The organism is Dyella sp. NPDC103356 (assembly GCF_055584465.1).
Window position 1 is genome coordinate 108,039 of record NZ_JBVJLZ010000011.1, and the last position, 18,651, is coordinate 126,689.

At 60.1% G+C, this 18,651-nt stretch carries 9 protein-coding genes; 5 read left to right on the forward strand and 4 right to left on the reverse strand.

The genetic code is table 11. From position 1 onward, the window contains the following. Positions 1-410 precede the first annotated feature (410 nt). The gene (locus tag ACZ6WW_RS20900) at positions 411-7,613 is read left to right on the forward strand and encodes a beta-1,3-glucanase family protein (protein WP_465275912.1); all 7,203 of its coding nucleotides are present in this window, start codon (positions 411-413) and stop codon (positions 7,611-7,613) included. A gap of 425 nt (positions 7,614-8,038) precedes the next feature. Here ACZ6WW_RS20900 and ACZ6WW_RS20905 read toward each other — a convergent pair whose 3' ends face one another. Beyond that, positions 8,039-8,491 carry a hypothetical protein gene (locus ACZ6WW_RS20905; protein ID WP_281850067.1) on the reverse strand — a complete coding sequence of 151 codons (453 nt, stop codon included), beginning with the start codon at positions 8,489-8,491 and terminating at the stop codon, positions 8,039-8,041. Positions 8,492-8,775: 284 nt separating this feature from the next. Here ACZ6WW_RS20905 and ACZ6WW_RS20910 point away from each other — a divergent pair, with 284 nt between their 5' ends. After that, entirely contained in the window at positions 8,776-8,970 is a 195-nt protein-coding gene (locus ACZ6WW_RS20910) for a hypothetical protein (protein ID WP_465275913.1), read from the forward strand. Here the strand turns inward: ACZ6WW_RS20910 and ACZ6WW_RS20915 are convergent. Beyond that, positions 8,962-9,951, reverse strand: coding sequence for a hypothetical protein (locus ACZ6WW_RS20915; RefSeq protein ID WP_465275914.1), 990 nt, complete (start codon positions 9,949-9,951; stop codon positions 8,962-8,964). The two genes, ACZ6WW_RS20910 and ACZ6WW_RS20915, sit on opposite strands and share 9 nt — an antisense overlap. A 283-nt stretch (positions 9,952-10,234) precedes the next feature. Beyond that, positions 10,235-10,621: a hypothetical protein gene (locus tag ACZ6WW_RS20920; RefSeq protein ID WP_465275915.1), complete on the reverse strand. Its 387-nt coding sequence runs from the start codon at positions 10,619-10,621 to the stop codon at positions 10,235-10,237. A gap of 519 nt (positions 10,622-11,140) precedes the next feature. Between ACZ6WW_RS20920 and ACZ6WW_RS20925 the strand changes: the two genes are divergently transcribed. Further along, positions 11,141-12,754 (forward strand): ABC-F family ATP-binding cassette domain-containing protein, encoded by a 1,614-nt coding sequence (locus ACZ6WW_RS20925; RefSeq protein ID WP_465275916.1) that lies wholly within the window; start codon positions 11,141-11,143, stop codon positions 12,752-12,754. Between the two features lie 62 nt (positions 12,755-12,816). On the opposite strand, the gene ACZ6WW_RS20930 is transcribed toward ACZ6WW_RS20925, so the two are convergent. After that, positions 12,817-14,949: a TonB-dependent receptor gene (locus ACZ6WW_RS20930; protein WP_465275917.1), complete on the reverse strand. Its 2,133-nt coding sequence runs from the start codon at positions 14,947-14,949 to the stop codon at positions 12,817-12,819. A 567-nt stretch (positions 14,950-15,516) separates the two neighbouring features. Between ACZ6WW_RS20930 and ACZ6WW_RS20935 the strand changes: the two genes are divergently transcribed. Together ACZ6WW_RS20935 and ACZ6WW_RS20940 are read left to right on the forward strand one after the other, a co-directional pair. Then, positions 15,517-17,418 (forward strand): hypothetical protein, encoded by a 1,902-nt coding sequence (locus ACZ6WW_RS20935; RefSeq protein WP_465275918.1) that lies wholly within the window; start codon positions 15,517-15,519, stop codon positions 17,416-17,418. Positions 17,419-17,534: 116 nt separating this feature from the next. Next, positions 17,535-18,509, forward strand: coding sequence for a DUF4952 domain-containing protein (locus ACZ6WW_RS20940; protein ID WP_465275919.1), 975 nt, complete (start codon positions 17,535-17,537; stop codon positions 18,507-18,509). Positions 18,510-18,651 lie beyond the last annotated feature (142 nt).

An 18,651-nucleotide genomic window follows, 5' to 3' on the forward strand; every position in this document is an offset into this window, starting at 1 on the left:
TACCTCTCAAACTTACGTGGAGCTGAAAGTTTTCGCTGGTGGGGATCAACCTCGGGTGAAAAACAGCTGTCGGTTTGCTTAATCGTTCATCCTGCTATAACAACTTTCATTAGTTTGCTTATTCATTCGAAAGTAATCGAATGTAACGGCTTTGGACGATTTTTATGTTTCCAATAAAACGTCTAAGTCTTGAATGGGCGTATAGCCGTCTATTTAGTTGCCGTTGGAATTTGTTCGGTCTATCGCTGTGATCAGTTTGCCCTATCAATAAGTCAGTCAAAACACCAACCGCATCGCAATATCAAAAAGTCGCCCGGTTTTTGCGTGCGCAAGTTCGTTTCGTGCATTGCTACGTTCATATGCAACGCGGATGATCCGCGCACCCACTCCCTGGGCATTAGGGGCTCTCCATGAACTACCCTGTCGTAGTCGCAAATCGGCTGCGTGGCAGGCGATGGCGCCATTTGGGCGCCATCGTCAGTGCCGCGTTGGCTATGGCCAGTACCGTTCCCGCTTTCGCGGACGCGGTGACGCTGGCCCCCTCGCACCGCACCGAGATCAATCTCGGCGCGCAACCTTGGAAGTTCCTTTCCGAGGACAACGGAAACAACGCAGTCGACGGCAACAACGCCTCGGCGCCTCCGCCCGCGGCGGCAGTCAACTTCAATGATTCGGGCTGGCAGAGCGTCGGCCTGCCTTACTCGACCACCCAGTTCACCACCTTCATCAACGAGAAGTCCGGTGGCGGTGACGGCGAACTGCACGGGACCATCGGCTGGTACCGCACCAAGCTGACCGACTCGGCGAACTACGTCGGCAAGAAAGTCACCGTCGAGTTCGAGGGTGCCCATATGGGTGCCCAGGTCTACGTCAACGGCACGTTCGTCCCGACCACCAGTGCGGTGGCCAAGGATGCGACGGCGACCCACGTGAACGGCTTCCTGCCGTTCATCGTCGACCTGACGCCATATCTGCATTTCGACGGCACCGACACGGTGGCGGTCAAGGTCGCCCGCAATGGCGACTTCTTCGAGGATCCGCAGATCTCCGGCTCGTTCCGCTTCGGCCAGTCCGATACCGGCATCTTCCGTCCGGTGCGTCTGCATGTGACCGACAAGGTCTACATCCCGGAGAACGTCTATTCCGGCCAGAAGTCGTGGGGCACCTATGTCGCTACCGTCGCTGCCAGCGACGATCAGGCGACGGTGCGCGTTCAGACCAATGTCGCCAACGAGTCCGACGCGACGGTTACCGCCACGTTGACCACGCAGATCGTGGACGCCAGCGGCAAGGTCGTGGCGACCCAGCAGGATCAGAAGAGCCTGCCGGCGCATTCGATCCCCGGTACCGACGAGACACCGGTGTTCGACCAGACGCTGACGGTGACCAAGCCGACGCTCTGGTATCCGAACAACAGCACCTGGGGCAAACCCTATCTCTACAAGGTGTTCCACACGGTCAGCATCAATGGCCAGGTGATCGACGCCAAGCAGAGCACGCTGGGTATCCGCGTCATTACCTGGGACAAGGATTTCCCGTATATCAATGGTCACAAGCACTACTTGTGGGGCGCGGCCGGTCGCTACGACTATCCGGGCCTCGCCTCGTCGGTGCCGGAAGAACAACAGTGGCGCGACCTCGCGCAGCTGGCTGCCGCGGGTGGCAACCTGTGGCGTCCGGGTCATTCGTCGGCCAGTCCCGAGTTTGTCGCGGCTGCCGACGCGTACGGCGTGTTCATTGTGCAGCCCTCGGGCGATGGCGAGAACGGTTTCGCCAACCCGTGTCCCGGCACGGACAATGTCCAGCAGTGCGTGGACAAGGAAACGCTGAAGAAGGAACTGCATCGCGACATGATCATTCGCGATCGTAGCCATCCGTCGATCCTCGCCTGGGAAGCCAATAACGGCACCATGCACGAGGATTTCGCCGCGGGGCTCAAGCAGATCTCGCTGCAGTGGGATTCGATCAACAGCCGCGCGCAGACCGATCGCACGCCGGACGTCAACAACGGCGACGTGATCTCCTGCGACGGTGCCGGTTGCGAAGTGAACCTGCATCAGCACGATGCAGCCAGCAAGCCGACCTACGGTGCGGAGTACTGGTCCAACTGGGGTGTGCAGCGTACGTCGTACGACTACGAACTAGCGTTCGCGTTGCAGTACCTGACGCCCTGGATGCAGGGCCGCAAGGCGAACACCTTCGGCATGACGCAGTGGTACTTTGCCGATAGTCCGGGTGAGATCTTCGAATTCGTCGACGGCACCGATCAGACGCTGGTGCGTTCGATGGGCCAGTCGATGGTCGACATGAATCGCTTCCCGCGGTTGCTCTATTACATCTATCAGGCGAACTGGTCGAACTACCCGCAGATCAAGTCGATCAAGCTGGCCGGTACCTGGAACCGCCCGGCGGGCGCGACGCGCATCAACGCCTTCAGTAACTGCCCCTCGGTGCAGTTGTTGATCAATGGCACGCCGTTCCAAGGTCCAAAGACGCCCAATAGCTGGGATTCGGATACCACCGCCGATAACGGCCTGGTCGGCACCGCGCAGGCGGGTACAGATCTGGAAGGCAATCCGACGCGGGCGCCGGTTCCGGCCGATGTGCAGCAGGCCCAGCAGACGACCAAGCTGCCGGGTCAGGTGTTCTGGGACACGACCTTCCAGCCCGGCAAGATCACCGCGCAGTGTCTTGACGACACGGGCGCCGTGCAGGCGTCCGATACGCTGAGCACGTCGGGCAAGGCCGATCATATCGTGCTGAAAGTAGTCGACGAACTGGTGCGCCCGGATGGCACCTCGTTCCAGTTGACTGCCAACGGTTCGGACGCGGCCTTTGTCGTCGTCGGTATCGCCGATGCGCAGAACAACCTCGTCATGACCGGCGACGGCTCCAACGTCAACGTCACCTTTGCGGTGGACGGCCCGGTCGAGTATCACGGTGGCTCCGAGCAGTTGGTGACGCCTGGCCAGGGCTTGAACTATCACGCCCCGGGCGATCATGAGCTGCAGACCGAAGGTGGTCTGACCAAGATCGCGATGCGTACCTTGTTCCAGACCGGTCCGGTGACCGTCACGGCAAGTGCGCCGGGTCTGGGTTCGACGCAGATCAGCTTCAACATCGACCCGGTTCCCAATCCGGTCGTGACGCTGGGCAAGCCGTCGATCATCGCGCAGCCGATCGAGCAGGACGTCACCTCCGGTCAGCCGGCGCAGTTCAGCGTGGCCGCATCGGGTGCGCAGCCGATGAGCTTCCACTGGTTCAAGAACAACCAGCCGGTGGGCGGAAACACCGCAGTACTGACGACGGATCCGACCACCCAGGCCGACGATGGCGCGATCTACACGGTAGACGTGGTCAACGGGCTGGGCGATCAGCTCTCGTCGCAGGCGGTCTTGCACGTCTTCGCTCCGGCACCGGTGGTGATCCAGCAGGCGCCGCAGGCGGTCAACGTGGATGCGGGCCAGTCGGCTCACTTCGCGGTGGTGGCCACCGGCTCGCCGACGGTCAGCTATCAGTGGCTGAAGAACAATCAGGCCATTGCTGGTGCGCAGAGTCCGACGTTCGATACCGGGGTGCTCGCCACCACGGACAACGCCAGCTACTCGGTAACCGTCACCAACCCGGTCAATCAGATCACCACTACGCCGGTCACGTTGACCGTCAATGCGGCGCGTCCGCCGGTGGTGACGCAAGATCCGGCCAGTGTCGTCTCCAACCCGGGCCAGCCCGCTACCTTCAGCGTGGCTGTGAATGGTTCGGCGCCGTTCCATTACCAGTGGTCCAAGGATGGCGTGATTGTCGGTGACGACTCGTCGACGCTGACGATCGCCAAGGTCGCACCCAGCGACACCGGCAGCTACCAGGTCTCGGTGACCAACATCACCGGCCAGACCGCGGTCAGCAAGCCGGCGACGCTCAAGCTGGCACCTCCGGGCGCCAACCTTGCGCTCAACAAGAAGACCTTCGACTCCAGTGAAGAAAACACGGGTGTCGGCGGTACGCGCGGCGAGTATGCCAACGACGGCCAGGACGGTCAGAACGGCACGCCGATCACGCGCTGGGGTTCGGCGTTCAACAATGTTGCCGACCCGGATAACCAGTACCTCGATATCGACCTCGGTTCGGTGCGTACCTTCAATCGCGTGGTGTTGGAATGGGAAGCGGCCTACGGCTCGGCCTATAAGCTGCAGTACTCCAACGATCGCCAGACCTGGACGGATGCGTTCTGCGAAGGCGACGGCGCCAACTGCGATTCCGTCGGCACGGGCGGTACCGAAGACAAGACCTTCCCGAGCGTGCAGGCTCGTTATGTGCGCATGCAGGGCATCAAGCGCGGTACCGCGTACGGCTATTCGTTGCTCGAGATGCAGGTGTACGACGGTGCCAATTGCGGTGCCGCGGGCACGACGAACGAGCGCTTCACGGTCAACGACACGGAAACGGCCACCGATAACCTGAGCCAGCTGATCTGGACACGCACGCCGCACATCCCGGCGGACGTCTCGGCACAGCTGACCCAGGACAAGGCGGCTCAGTACTGTGCCGGTATCGGTGCACGTCTGCCCAGCGTGGCCGAAGCCCAGGCGATCAGCGGTGCCAACGCTGTGACCTGCGCCTTCCCGTCGCAGTGGAATACGTGGACGTCGGAAACCGATCCGAACAACGCCAACAACGGTCTGGTGGTGTCGTCGGCGGGTATCGTCAATACCGAAGTGGCCACCAACTTCCCCGGTCAGGCGATGTGTGTCAGCGGTGCGCAGGTATTGCCGCCGGTGGTCGTGAACTCGCCGGTGTCGCAGACTGTGGGTGCGGGTCGCAGTGCGCATCTGACCGTGGCCGCTACCGGCACCGGTCCGCTCAGCTACGAGTGGTTCCGCAATGGCAAGTCGGTGTTCGTTACGGCCGACGCGTTCTACGACACGCCCGCCGGCGTGCTCGGTGCCAACGACAGCTACGTGGTCCAGGTGACGAGTGCCCAGGGCCTGACCGTGGCCAGTACCGCGGCTACCGTGGCGGTGGACAACTCCACCAACGGCAACGTGCCTGCGCCCGACACCAATAACAACAACGCCAGCAATCCGGGCGGTGACAATGGTGGCGGCAATAACGGCGGTGGCAACAACGGTGGCGGTAACACGGGCGGTGGTCAGAACAACGACAACACCCCGGGTGACGGCCACAACGGCGTGAACCTCGCGCTGGGCAAGACCGCCAGTGCAAGCGGCAGCGAGAGCGGCAACAACGGTGCGGACGCCGGCTATCTGGATTCCGCGCAGGCGTTCGACGGTGATTTCACCAACACGCGCTGGTCCTCGGAGTTCGAGGACGAGACGTGGATTGCGGTGGATCTGGGTGCGGTGCATACCTTCGACCACGCGGTCCTGCGTTGGGAACGTGCGTTCTCGACCAACTACCAGTTGGAGACCTCGGTCGACGGCATCACCTGGAACACCAAGACGCCGTTCTACTCGGAGAATCCGGGCCTGGGTGGTACCGAGCGCATCAGCTTCGCTCCGCAGACGGCGCGTTATGTACGCATGCACAGCTTCGCTCGTTCCTCGCAGTACGGCGTCTCGCTGTATGAGTTCGAGGTCTACGCGACGGCTGGTCCGGTCGTTACCACGCAGCCGCAGACGCAGTCTGTCGTGGCCGGTCAGAGTGTGCAGTTCAGTGTGGGCGTGCAGGCTGCCGGTCAATTGACCTATCAGTGGCGTCGCGGCGGTACCGCCATCAATGGTGCCACGCAGGCCACGTATGGCTTTGTCACTGCGCAGGCCGATTCCGGCGCCTCGTTCGACGTGGTCATCACCGATGGCAACGGCAACACGGCTACGAGTCAGCCGGCTACGCTCACCGTGACGGCAGCAAGCAACACTGGAACCAACAACACGGGGACCAACAACACCGGTGGCAGCAACGCCGGCAGCAACAACGGTAGTGGCAGCACGGGTGGTAGCGGCAGTACGGGCACCGGCAGCACAGGTGGCCAGCAGCCGGCAGGCACCAACCTGGCACTCAACATGCCGGTGAAGGTGTCGGGCACCGAAAACGATGTCGCCTTCAAGGGCGCCAACGTCAACGATGGCGACACCGGCACGCGCTGGTCGTCGGCCTTCGCCGATCCGCAGTGGGTCGAGATCGATCTCGGCTCGGTGCAGTCGGTCAATCGCGTGGTGCTCAATTGGGAAAATGCTCACGCCACGGCGTATCAGATCCAGGTCTCCACGGACGAGCAGAACTGGGCCGTTGCATCCGACCAGCCGAACGGGCAGGGCGGCATCGAAACCGTGACCTTCCCGTCCACCTCCGCCCGCTACGTGCGCATGTACGGCACCAAGCGCAATACGCAGTACGGCTACTCGTTGTGGGAGATGGAGATCTACGGTGACGGCAGCACGGCACCGACCCAGCCGGGTCAGCCGGGCGGCACCGATCCGGGCACAGGCAGCGGTGGTGACAGCGGTTCGGGCCAGACGCCGGACTACACGGTGTACCCGGGCTTCATCGGCACGACGCTGGTGAACAACACGCACGGCGCTTACACGGACGACCAAATCTACGTGGAAGTCATCGCGCAGGATCCGGCTACGCACGTGTTCTCGTGGCTGAAGCCGGACGGTACGTTCACGCACATGTCCGCTGCCGACAACAACGCATCCGGTCATCTGACCAAGAACGGCCAGAACTATCCGAACTACGCCTTTACGTTGGCGCAAGCGAAGCTGATGAAGTTGCCCGAGATGGATTCCGGCCGCATCTTTATCTCGCTCGGCGAACCGCTGTACATGACGACGTTGACGGATGCCAATGGCAACGTCGGTTTCGCCGGCCCCAATCCGCTCAACGGGACCGATCCGAATATCGGCGTGCGCTACGACTGGTACGAGTTCACGTACAACGACGGTGGTGTGTGGATCAACACGACCCAGGTGGACGACTTCGGCCTGCCGCTCCTGCTCGACGTGTGGGGCGACAGCAAGAACTTCCATCAGCAGACGGGTCTGACCCAGACGCACGACGCATTGTTTGCGGCGTACAACACCGAAGTGCCGGCCGAGTTCCAGTTGCCGCTGCAGAATCAGCTACGCATCATGGCGCCGGGCAAGTCCACGTTCGACGTGGGTCAGGCCAACCAGCACTACTTCGATAGCTATGTGAATCAGATCTGGCAGATGTACAGCAACACCAGCCTGAACATCGATGTGGGCGGTCGCCACTTCAGTGGCCAGGTCGTCAATGGCAACCTGTCGTTCACCGAGCTGGACGGCTCGGGTAACGTCGTTGCCGGTGGTCCGTACATCGTGCAGAAGCCGACCACCCAGGACATCCTGGAAGGCAAAGGCACGCTGGCTACGGGCAACAGTACGGAACTGGCCATCGAGGCGCAGATCTGCGCGGCGTTCAACCGCCACGTCATGGAAGACAGCACGCTGTGGGCTGTGCCCTCGGCCTGGTACCTCGGCGCTCCGGCGAACTACTACGCCAAGTTCTGGCACACGCATGGCGTCAACGGCCTGGCCTATGGCTTTGCCTACGACGACGTGTCCAGCCAGAGCTCGACCATCCATACCGACAAGCCCGAGCACATGGAATTGGGTATCGGTTGGTAATCGCCTGAACTAAAGAAGTAAAAAACAAAGACCGGCCTTCCTTCGGGGAGGCCGGTTTTTTTGTGGCTGGAGGGAAGGGCGATAACCGCGCGCTTGGCATGTCTGGAGGTTGCGGTCGCGACTGAAGGGGAACCTCTAAAAACCTTTCCTACTCGTCATTCCGGCGTAGGCCGGAACCCAGTGGCCTTTTGATCGGTCATCGCAAGAGCCCGCAAAAGTCAGCTCTATCGCGAAAACTAAAAACCGATGCCACTGGGTCCCGGCCTACGCCGGGATGACGAGAACTAAAACTGAGGTTATTCGAGGTTCCCTGAGGTCGCTCCTACAAGCTAGCGGTGCATATCCAATTTTGTAGAAGCGACTTCAGTCGCGACCGCAACCGCACAGGTCAGCGGTACGGTCGGCTATGGCAAGGCCTGACCCGGTCAGGGTACTTCTGCGTGCCGTTGCAGCATCGCGACCAGCTCTTGCGGCGGCAACGTCGCCAGCGTCTGTTCCGCGCGATCGAGATGTTCACAAGCGGACTCAGCCGCATAGCGCATCAAATACGTCAGATGCGTCGTGTAATGCGAGCCGATACCGTGGAGGCGAATCATGCCTGCCGCATCCATCAGGCACTCGAAATCGGCGTAGGCCTTGTCCAGCTCCGCGCTCAGTGGCGTATGCGCAAACGCGAGCGCGTTGTGAGCCTTTTGTGCATGCGAAGCGATGAACTCTTCAAGCAGCTTGGTTGCTTGCCGCGCGGCGAAACCCATCATGTCCGCCGCCGCCAGTGAAATCTCGCTATCGGACATCGCCCGATGGGTCAGCTCTGCAAAGCTGCGGGCGACTGCCAGCAGTTGCGCGATCGCATCGTTATGTGACTCGACGTGGTCCATTGCTCCGGCTCCCCTTGCCGCTGGCATGAAGCGGGCTATTCTCCACCTGTTTGACGCAATTTGCGCGTCCCAGCGGCCTCAACCGGAAAAAATCCTATCCGACCCGGGCGACAGTAGCTTTGTCCCGTAAGTATTTGAGTTACCGGCAAAGCCGTGCGTCAAGATGACAGCTCACGTTGCAGTGCAGCGTAGGTGCATGAAGAAAATCACAAAATTTCGTGCACAACCCCTTTTCATCCGCTCACGGAACGCTATAGTCGCAGCGTCGACAGGGGGCTGTGACAATGACCATTCCTCAAATTCTTTCTGCTTTGCTTGACGTGACCCGCAGTCCTGCGGTCGCGGCACCGCGACGCAAGCCGCAACAAGACACGCACGCACCGTTAGTCAGCTGGAACGGCAAGGCCCGTACCCGCCGTGAAGACGAGCTGGCACGTTTCCGCCAGGAGTCGGTAGCTACGACCGAAAGCCTAGGCTGAGTCGGCTCGAGTCGCGCTGGTCCGCCAACCGGACAGCAGTTGCTTGAACGACAGGTGGTTGAGCGGAAATTCGAGCACGACGTGCGCGAAGCTCAGTGTCAAAAGTATTATGAAACCCGCCGCGTAATCGTAGGCGTAGATAGCTACGGCCCAAATCCAGACGCCCAGGATAAGCAGCCAGCGCCTGGCCGAGATCCGGTGCCATTGGATCACCGTTGGTTTCGAGAACCAGTTGAAATAGTGATAGGTATACGCCAACGCCATAAAGCGCGTCAGACGAATGCTCCATGGCGCGGAAAAGACCGCGTCCAGCGCGATCGGCATGCCTAACTCGGTCAAGGTCTTTTGGTTCAACGTGGCAAAGATCAACCCGTAGCTACGCTGCGCCCAATGCATGGCGCTCTGGCTGAAATCGAGCGGGAGCACAAAACAAAGCACCGGGCACAGCACAAACAACGCCAGGAACACCGTGCCGGCGCGATCCGGCTGCCGTCGCACACCATTCCACACGAAGATGGCGGTGAACACGAAGACATGGATCAGGGTGACCAGATACACACCCACAATCAGATCCAGCACATGACCCTGGATCAACCACCAAAGCGCGGCAATCGCGATCGCAGCGACAAGCCGGTATGACCAGCGCTGCACGAAAAGCATCACCGGTACCGCGCAGAAAACCGCAAACAGCAATGCGACACGATGATCCGCCAGTGGCGCAAGCAACCCGGGTCGTCCCCATAGATTGGACGTCGATAGCACAACCGCCAGCCCGATCCAAAGCACTACCCGGTCGCCCGTGCTGGGCAGAAAATATTTACGGTCGTGCAGCCAGGAGATTTCAGTCAGGTAATGCAGTGGCCCGAGAACGGCATAGGCAAGCAAAAACGTTTCAAACGGCCAGATGAGTGCGAACAGCAGCGCCGCTAAAAGCAGCCCGCTATTGAGTTGGTGGAGATTGGTCCCCCTAAGCATCCTCATGCTTCGCATCCTTGTCAAAGACGGGGCGACGATAGAGAGCGGGTGTGCAGGAAGTCAATGCGGAGCGTCTGCTTCCGGTAGCAGAGGCGGCTTCGGAAACTGAAAGCCTGCCGAGCCGCATGCAGCGAGGAGGATGCGCTGCAAATAATTCGATAGTAGGTCTCTCTACTATTTGGCGTTCGGGGGGCATGTCAAACAAAGGCCCGCTAGATGCGGGCCTTTGTTTGACATGTAAGCAGCGCTGACGCCAATCAGCGCTGCTGCTGTTTCAATCGATTCCAGCTTAGTGGATATAGCCCGATTCTTGCGGATTGACTTCGACCTTGATCAGCTTGAGCGAGCCACTTGCGCCCATGCCGCCACCGGAGAAGGTCAGTACGCCTTCGCCCTTGTAATGGTATTCGGTGCGGTAGTTGTCGCCGCCGAAGTGGAAGGGAATAAACGCCTTGCCAGTCTGGAAGGTCTTCTGGTCGGTGGGTTGGCCGATCAGGTCAATCACTTCCTTCGAATACATGCCGGAATGCACTTTGGCGAATTTGCTGTCCGGAGCCGGGGTGCCGACGAACTGGACTTCGTCCGAAGCACCAACGCCGGTGCTGAAGGACAACGGGGCATAGCCGGCCGCCAGTGCCAGCGATGCCAGGAATACGACCGATTTGATTTTCATCATGGACAACTTCTCCCTTGAGTCTTGAGCGTCAATGCAGCAAACAAATGCGAAGGGAAAAGTAACAGATGGTGGGATCACCGAGTCTGTTGAACGGCGTGCAAGCTTTCCCCTGTGAAACACGCAGATTGGCGTCGCCTTGCAGCAGCGGCCTCTCTTCTCGGAATGCTAAGTTGTAAGGCGTGAAAAGGCAAAATAAAGTGGCATGAACATAGGCTTTGTAAGGTTTCCCTTACAGGCAGAATGAGGCAGGCGTCGCAGTTCGCTTCATCGAGGAAATTTTGCCGGGATGCCACCCATCACCAGCGCTTTATCGACAGGAAGAGACATGCGCGCTCGCTGCGAGCGTCTTGTCGAAGCGCGACATCGCATGGATGCGTGCTGCGCATTTTGGGTATAATTGACCGGGTTGCTTTTTCAATAAAGGTATTCGTCCCATGCGCCATTGATGCCGCCGTCTTTTGACGGCCCGCCTTATCCACCTGTCGAAGGTGGCGTGAGCCTGGCATCCATGGAGTCCGTATGACGAATCCGTCCCTTGCGCTGGAAAGCGTGTCTTATGTTCTGCCCAGCGGCAGAGCGCTATTTTCCCAGCTCGATATGCACTTCGATCCGCAGCCTACCGGTCTGGTAGGGCGCAATGGCGTGGGCAAGAGCGTGCTGGCCGACATCCTGGCGGGGCGCGTTGTGCCGACGACCGGCCGCTGCGTGCGATCCGGCCGTGTGTATTACCTGCCTCAAAGCGTCGCCCCGAATCCTGCCGCGACGGTGGCTCATCTGTTGGGCATCGCACCGGTGCTGCAAGCCTTGTCGCGCATCGAAGCGGGTGGCATGGAGCAACGCGATTTCGATCTGGTAGGCGATCACTGGGACATTCGTCAGCGCCTGCAGGCGGAGCTGGAGGCCAGTGCGCTTGGCCACTTGTCGATCGAACGGTCCGCAGCGAGTCTGAGCGGTGGAGAAGCCATGCGCGTCGCGCTTGCGGGAGCGTGGCTGAGCGACGCGGATTTTCTGATCCTCGACGAGCCCACCAATCACCTTGACGCGACAAGCCGACAAGTGCTGCTGGAACAGCTCCAGCGATGGAATCGTGGGCTGCTGGTGATCAGTCACGATCGCGACCTGTTGCGGACCATGCATCGCACAGTGGAACTCACACCGCGTGGCGTGGCTAGTTATGGTGGTGGCTATGCGCTGTATGCGGAGCAGAAGGCGCGCGAGCGCGATGCTGCCATGCAAGAGCTGGAACTGCGCAAGCTGGAACGCAAGCGTGGTGAGCGCGCTTTGCACGAGCAGCGTGAACGACTGGATCAACGTCGCGCACGCGGCGTGCGGTATGCGGAAACTGCCAACCACGACTCGCTGTTCCTTGGTCGACAAAAGCAGAACAGCGAGCAGTCGTTGGGAAAGCTTCAGCGCCAGCATGCGGAGCGGGGCGAGGCGCTGGATGAGCGAGTGCGTGAGGCTGCGCAGCAGATCGAACAAGAGGTTCCCGTTATGTTGTTCGCGCCGCTTTCGCCCGCGGCGGCGCAACGCCGGGTGGCAACGCTCGACGGTGTGGTGCTGCCATTCGGTGCCGTCGATCGCGCGGCATTCGACACCGTTGTTCTGGGGCGGCAACGCATTGGCGTGGTCGGGCCTAATGGCTCGGGCAAATCCAGCTTGTTGCGGGTGCTTGCCGGTCAGCTTCGACCCTCGGCGGGACACGCCCAAACCCATGTGCCCACGGTCTATCTCGACCAGCAGCTGAGCATGCTCGATCCGGGCTTGTCCGTGCTCGCTCAATTACGAGCGGCGAACCCGGTGGCCAGCGAGCATGACTTGCGAAACCGGTTGGCGTTGCTGGGGCTGGACAGCGGGCGTATCGGATTGCCAAGCCATTTGCTCAGCGGCGGCGAGCGGCTCAAGGCCGCACTCGCCTGCGCTCTGTATAGCGAGCGGCCGGCCGAACTGCTCCTGCTCGATGAGCCCAGCAATCACCTCGACTTGCCGTCTCTGCAGGCGCTGGAATCCATGTTGAACAGTTATAGCGGCGCGTTGATGGTGGTCTCGCACGACCAGAGTTTCTTGGAGGCGCTTGGCCTCGGCGAGCGCTTGCGGATCGAGCCTGGAGAGTGGCTGAGGGAGGTTTGGTAAGTTTGTGAAACCCGGGTCCGGACAGCGTAGAGCTGTCCGGACGATACGCGCGCAGCTATCCCTTAGAAATTCGCGTGCACGTTGAGAAACGCACTGCGCGGCTCGCCCACATAGGCACCGGCGACGTTGGCTGCAATGAAATAGCGGCGGTCGTTGATATTGTGAATGTTGACGCTCACTCCCCAGGTCGGCGCCTCGTAGCCCACCAGCGCGTTGACGATCGCGTAGGAGGGGATCGAGTTGACGTTGGTCAGGTCGCTATAGCTCTTGCTCTGGTAGTTGATGCCCGCACCCACACGAAAGCCCGAGATACCACCGATGCGGAAGCTATAGGTCGACCACAGGTTGGCCAACATATCGGGTGCGCCCTGCGGTCGATGCCCTACCGATGTGATGCCCTGGGGGTTGTCGGTAATAAAGGCATCCTGGTGCGTCACATTGGCGAGCAGGTGCCACTGATCGGTCACGGCCACATCGGCGGACGCCTCTTCGCCTCGCGTCTTCTGGCTGTCGAACACGACCGCTTCAACACCGTTGATGGTGGTTGCCGTGGCCACGTGGTTGCGTTTGACGTCGAAGGCCGCCGTGTTCAGCACCACGCGATCGTCGAGCCAGGCGAACTTGATACCGGCCTCGTATTGCAGGGCCGATTCCGGTGCGCCGACGCCGTTCTGTGTGTTTTCGGAATTGAAATTGGTCAGGTGGCTGCTGGAGACGCCGACATAAGGCGACATCCACGAAAGTGCCTTGTACAAGGCACCCAAGTTCCAACTGAACGGCGCGTCGTTGCGCGAATCCGTGACGCCGGCGAGTAGCGGCTTGGCGTCCGTGCCGAAGCGGCCAGGTACGGTGATGCGCGGTGTGAGCGCGGTGTTCCACACATCCTGGCGCACGCCGGCGCGAATCTTCAGTGCATCGGTGACATCGATCTGGTCGGTGGCGTAGATGCTGTAGTAACGCGCGCCCAAGCGATCGTTATCGCAGGAATGCTTGGCATCGCACAGGAAGTGCACCTGGGAAAGCGAGGTTTCCGGCGGCACTGGTGCGAACGCGTCGGGGATATTGGGTAGATCTGCGGTTTGACGTTCGGAGGAGAGTTTCTGTTGCTGGTATTCGAACCCGGTCAGCAAAGTGTGTTGAACCGGGCCCGTGGCGAACTTCCAGACCGGCTCGAACTGATAGTCGATGCTGCGATCCTTGTCGTCCTGGTCGCGTAGCTGACGGGTGACCACCTGGCCGTTGGTAACCTTGGTGCTGGCGCTATCGCCATTGACGATGGCGTCGAGCGTGCGATGCAGAAACGAGAAGCGATTGTTGATGGTAAGAAAGTCGCTCACCGTCCACTGGTCGCTCAGCGTGGTACGGAAGAAATTCGAGTGCGCCGTGGCGAAGGGCGAAGAGTACTTGGCGTTATCGGACACATGGCGGATCGGCGTGCCATTGAAATAGATCAGGCCATACGAGTCCGGTGTCTCATGAATATCGCGCAGGTCGAACGCCAGATCGGTGACATGGTTGCCCCATTGCCAGCGGAAGGCCGGGCGTACTTCGCGGTCGCGCGAGGCAAGATCGCGGAAGCCGTCGGTGTGCGACACCGTGGCATCGACGCGGTAGTCCAGGCCGTTCACGCCGGTCGGGCCGGTGATGTAGGCACTGCCTGTGGTCGTGCCGAACGAGCCGACCTGCAAGCTGCCACCGTAATGCAGGGTGGACGATGGCGTGTAATGCACGATATTGATCGTACCGCCGGGTGGGCCGCTACCAAACAAGGCAGATCCTGGGCCTTCCAGTATCTCGATCCGCTCGACGCCATTGAGCGAATGCGACAGCCCGCTCAACTGGTCGCCATCGGAAAACCCGTCGCTATAGACCTGCGCATTCAAGCCGCGAATCAGAAAGTGATCGTAATAGCCCTTCGAATCCTGTCCGCCGGAATTGATCCCGCTGGCGTTGTACACCGCATCGCGGAGCATGTTTGCGCCTTGCTCGGACAGAAGGGCACGCGGAATCACCTGCACGCTGGCGGGCAGGTCTTCCAGCTTGGTATCTGTCTTGCCGAGTGAGGCTTTCTGTTTCGGCCCATTGGCACGATCACTCTGGCTGTAACCCGTCGGCGCAATACCCTGCACGACAACCGGCGCCAGATTGGTCGCGTCCTGGGCGTCGACAAGTTGGCTGACCCAGGGAGTGCTCATGAGGAAAAGCGCAGCGGCTCCCATCGGCCATTTCCCCCTGATGCGTTGGATGAGGGCGAAGGAATTTGCGTGCGTCTTTATGCGCTGATGCGGCATGGTTTTTCCCTGAAATTGAGCAAGTAAATGCGCAAGTTGGTGCGAATGAGAATGACTTTCGTTTAAGTTTAACGCGCGTGAGTGCCACTTGGGAGTGCTTTGGTTCAATCCATGGGGCGGATGACTGAGGGCGCCTCGAAGGGCGGCCTGGTTTTTGTAGGAGCGACTTAAGTCGCGACAGGCCGTGACGTATCCGTGGGTCGCGACTGAAGTCGCTCCTGCAAGATAGAGATGGTTGGCGGAGTTTTAGAGGGGGCGAGCTAATGACTTATTTTTGGGTCGCGCTTTGATGGATTATTTTGTGCCGAATCCCACTATCCAGTGTCACAATAGAATTTATATAGTAATAAACGCACATAGTTAATCGCCCAAAGGCGAGATGTGACAGCCGGCATTTCCAGATGCCGGTTTTTTATGCCGGTTATTTCACTCATTGGATTTTTCATCGCAGTCCCCTCAACGGAGAGACGCATGACCACGTCATCCTTAAGTGCATCCGTAGTCGCTACGCCGCCATTGACGATCGATCAGCTCTACAAGCCAGCCTCCACGCCTGGCAATGTCGGGCTGTGTCTGTCCGGTGGTGGAACACGTGCCTGCAATGCCGGCATGGGGCAGTTGCGTGCGTTGGCGGCGATCCAGGCCAACGGCACCAGCCTGCTCGCGCAGATCAAGGCGATGTCGACCGTATCCGGCGGCTCGTGGCTGGGCGTGCCGTATCAATACATGCCTGCATCGGGTCCGACGGATGCCGCGTATCTGGGTACCTACAATCCCAATCAAGGCTCCTTGACGGTGGCGGATCTGGCCAACCTGCCTGTCGGCAACGCCGGTAATCCGATGACGTCCTTCGTGTTCTCGCTGGAGGGCATCGCGGGAACCGCAGTGTTGCTTTACGAGCTATTTCTGCAGACGAGTCCGAGCAATCCGTTGCCGGAAAGCATGCTGTGGCAGATGGTGATGAGTCTAAACATTCTCGACTCCTACCATCTGCTCGACTGGAATATCGATGGTGGCCAGCCCAAGGACATGTTCTCCGCCACCAAGGCTTCATTGCAGGCCATCACGAGCGCAAACAGCAGCCTGGCATTGGAGACGGCGTATCTGTTTGCCGATCAGGTCGATGCCTCGCGCACGCAGCGACCGCTGCATATCTGCAACATGAGCATGTTCGTCGACGTCCCGGGCATTTCATTTGGAATGCTGGCCCCTGTGCAGTCCAATGGACTGATGACGGGCGTGGTTGGAGCGCCGGCCAAGGCCACTGATGCCAATGGACTGGCGGTGGGCGGCGGGGGCGTCGAATCGTTCGCGTTCAACTCTTCGTTTACCTCTCAATCCGCCGAGATCGCAACGGTGACGCAGACCCGCCAGTGGTCGCTGACCGACATCATGGGTACCAGCAGTGTGGCGTTCGCAGAAACCGTCAAGAATCAGATCAAGCAGTGGGAAGCCGACCCATGGCTGTTCTTCAAATGGATGTGGGAAGAAGGGGAGGCGATCTGGGACTGGATCAAAAGCCATCTGCCACTCGAACTGCATGCAACGGCAAGCGCCCTCGTCGCGCGTGGCTCGGTTGCGGCACAGGGGCGCGCTGATATCTCCCTTCCCGATATAAGCTTCCCCGATGTCGACGAGCTGGTGCCGGCCTATCCCTCGTGGCCTGTGGGGGACGGTGCTACCAATAAGAACCCGAATACTTTCGCCGATGGCGGCAGCCTCGAGAACAATGGCTTGGCCAGCATGCTTGCTTTCAGCGACATCGACAGCGTGATTGTCTGTGTGAACACGGAGATCCCGATGGCGGCCAGGAGTGTCGGTATCCCCGACGGCAAAGGCGGCTGGATCGCAGGGACCCTGATCGAGGTCGATAGCTCGTTGCCGCCGCTGTTCGGTTATCAACCCTTCGACGACAAGAAAGGTTACGTTCTGTACTCGGCCGGGCATGCGAGTCCGGAGCATCAGATATTTAGCAACAACCAGGTTTTCGAGAGCAGCGAATTCGCGGCATTCCTGTCTGGACTGTCGGCAGCGGCGGGCGGTGCCGCAAATCCAGCTCAGCCAGCGATCCTCTCGCAGAGCCTCACCGTGCAAGCCAACACGTGGTTCGGCGTTGCTGCCCGCAGCAAGCCGGTCACGATTGTCTGGGTGTATCTCAACTATGCGAGCAACTGGGCCGCGCAGTTCGCAAGCAATCCCTCGGTCCAACAGCTTGTGGCGACAGAGGTGAACGCCAACGGGTTTCCGCACTACAGCACGTTTTCGACCCAGCTATCGGCGACCCAGATCAATCTGTTGGCGCACTTTACGTCGTGGTCGCTGGTGACTGCCGATCAGAGCACCGGAGTGTTTTCGAGCTTGTTTGCCGGGTGATCGGCAGGCGTCTTCTATCGTCTGGGCATCGCGGGCGTTGCCTGCGATGCCGACGGATATTCGGCGTCGTCAGCGGAGGCGTGCATTGTGATGGATAACTGGATCATCATGCTTCCATGAAACAGATTCTGCGATATGCCTTGGCACGGACGCGTCATTCGCTTGCGGCACTGATCGCCTTTTTGTTCCTGCTACTGCCCATGGCGCTCCATGCGCGCCCATTCGATCTGTCTTGTGTGTATATCGGCCATCCGCCCGCGTTGGAGCTGCTGGGGCCGCGCAATGCCTGCGCACGTTTGGTCGACGGTCGGCTGGATGTCGCTCCGGCGATGCGTAAGCGCCTGACGTACGGCAAGTACGGCCTTGGCCAATTGATGGTGCTGGGCGATGGCGGCGGCTGGCGCTACGTCAAGCGGAATGGCGAGACGCTTCCTGTCGTTACCTTCGACAACGGTGCGGACTATTTCGCCGAAGGTCTTACACGCGGCATCGTCGAAGGCGGCATCGCTTATTTCGATGCCGATTTCCATCAAGTGGCCGGACCTTATGCCGATGGCTCGCCTTTCAGGAATGGGCGCGCCGCGGTTTGCCAGGGCTGCAGCAAGTCCGGTAATACATCCAGGGACGGGCGTTGGGGCTTTATCGATCGCACGGGCAAGGTGGTGCTCCCTATCGCCATGACGCAGCCACAGGCATCGAAAAAGCCCTGGCCGGATGAAACGCCACAGTGCGGCGATTTCCTCGGGCGATACGACATGAAGCCGGAGCATCTGGAATTCGTCGAATGCCACGAGGGGAAGGATGCCCAACTGCGCGCTCTGGTTGCCCGTTATCGAACACGGGGCCTTTATGCTGCCAGTGTCGAATCGCAACTGATGCGCGACACCGGCATGGAGGCACAGCGTTATCTATGTTGCGGGTGGCAGGTGGTTCCAGCCAAGGGTGAGGCCATCGGCGATGGCCGCTTGCCGATCGAGGCCGACTCGACGGTCACGATGACCTCGGGCGAGACGTTGGTTCACTCACGCAGCGCGTGGTCAGATATACCCTGGTTCTATGTTGACGTTACGGTTGATCTGGAAAGTCCGTGATGGCGCGGCTGCGGACGCCGAGGAGAGTGGAACCAGATCAGGCGGTCGCCTTCGAAGCGTTGCAGGCGTCATCGGATCGGCAGACGAAAACGGCACCGTATCGCTACGGCGCCGTTTTTCTTCGCGAAACCTCATTCATGCC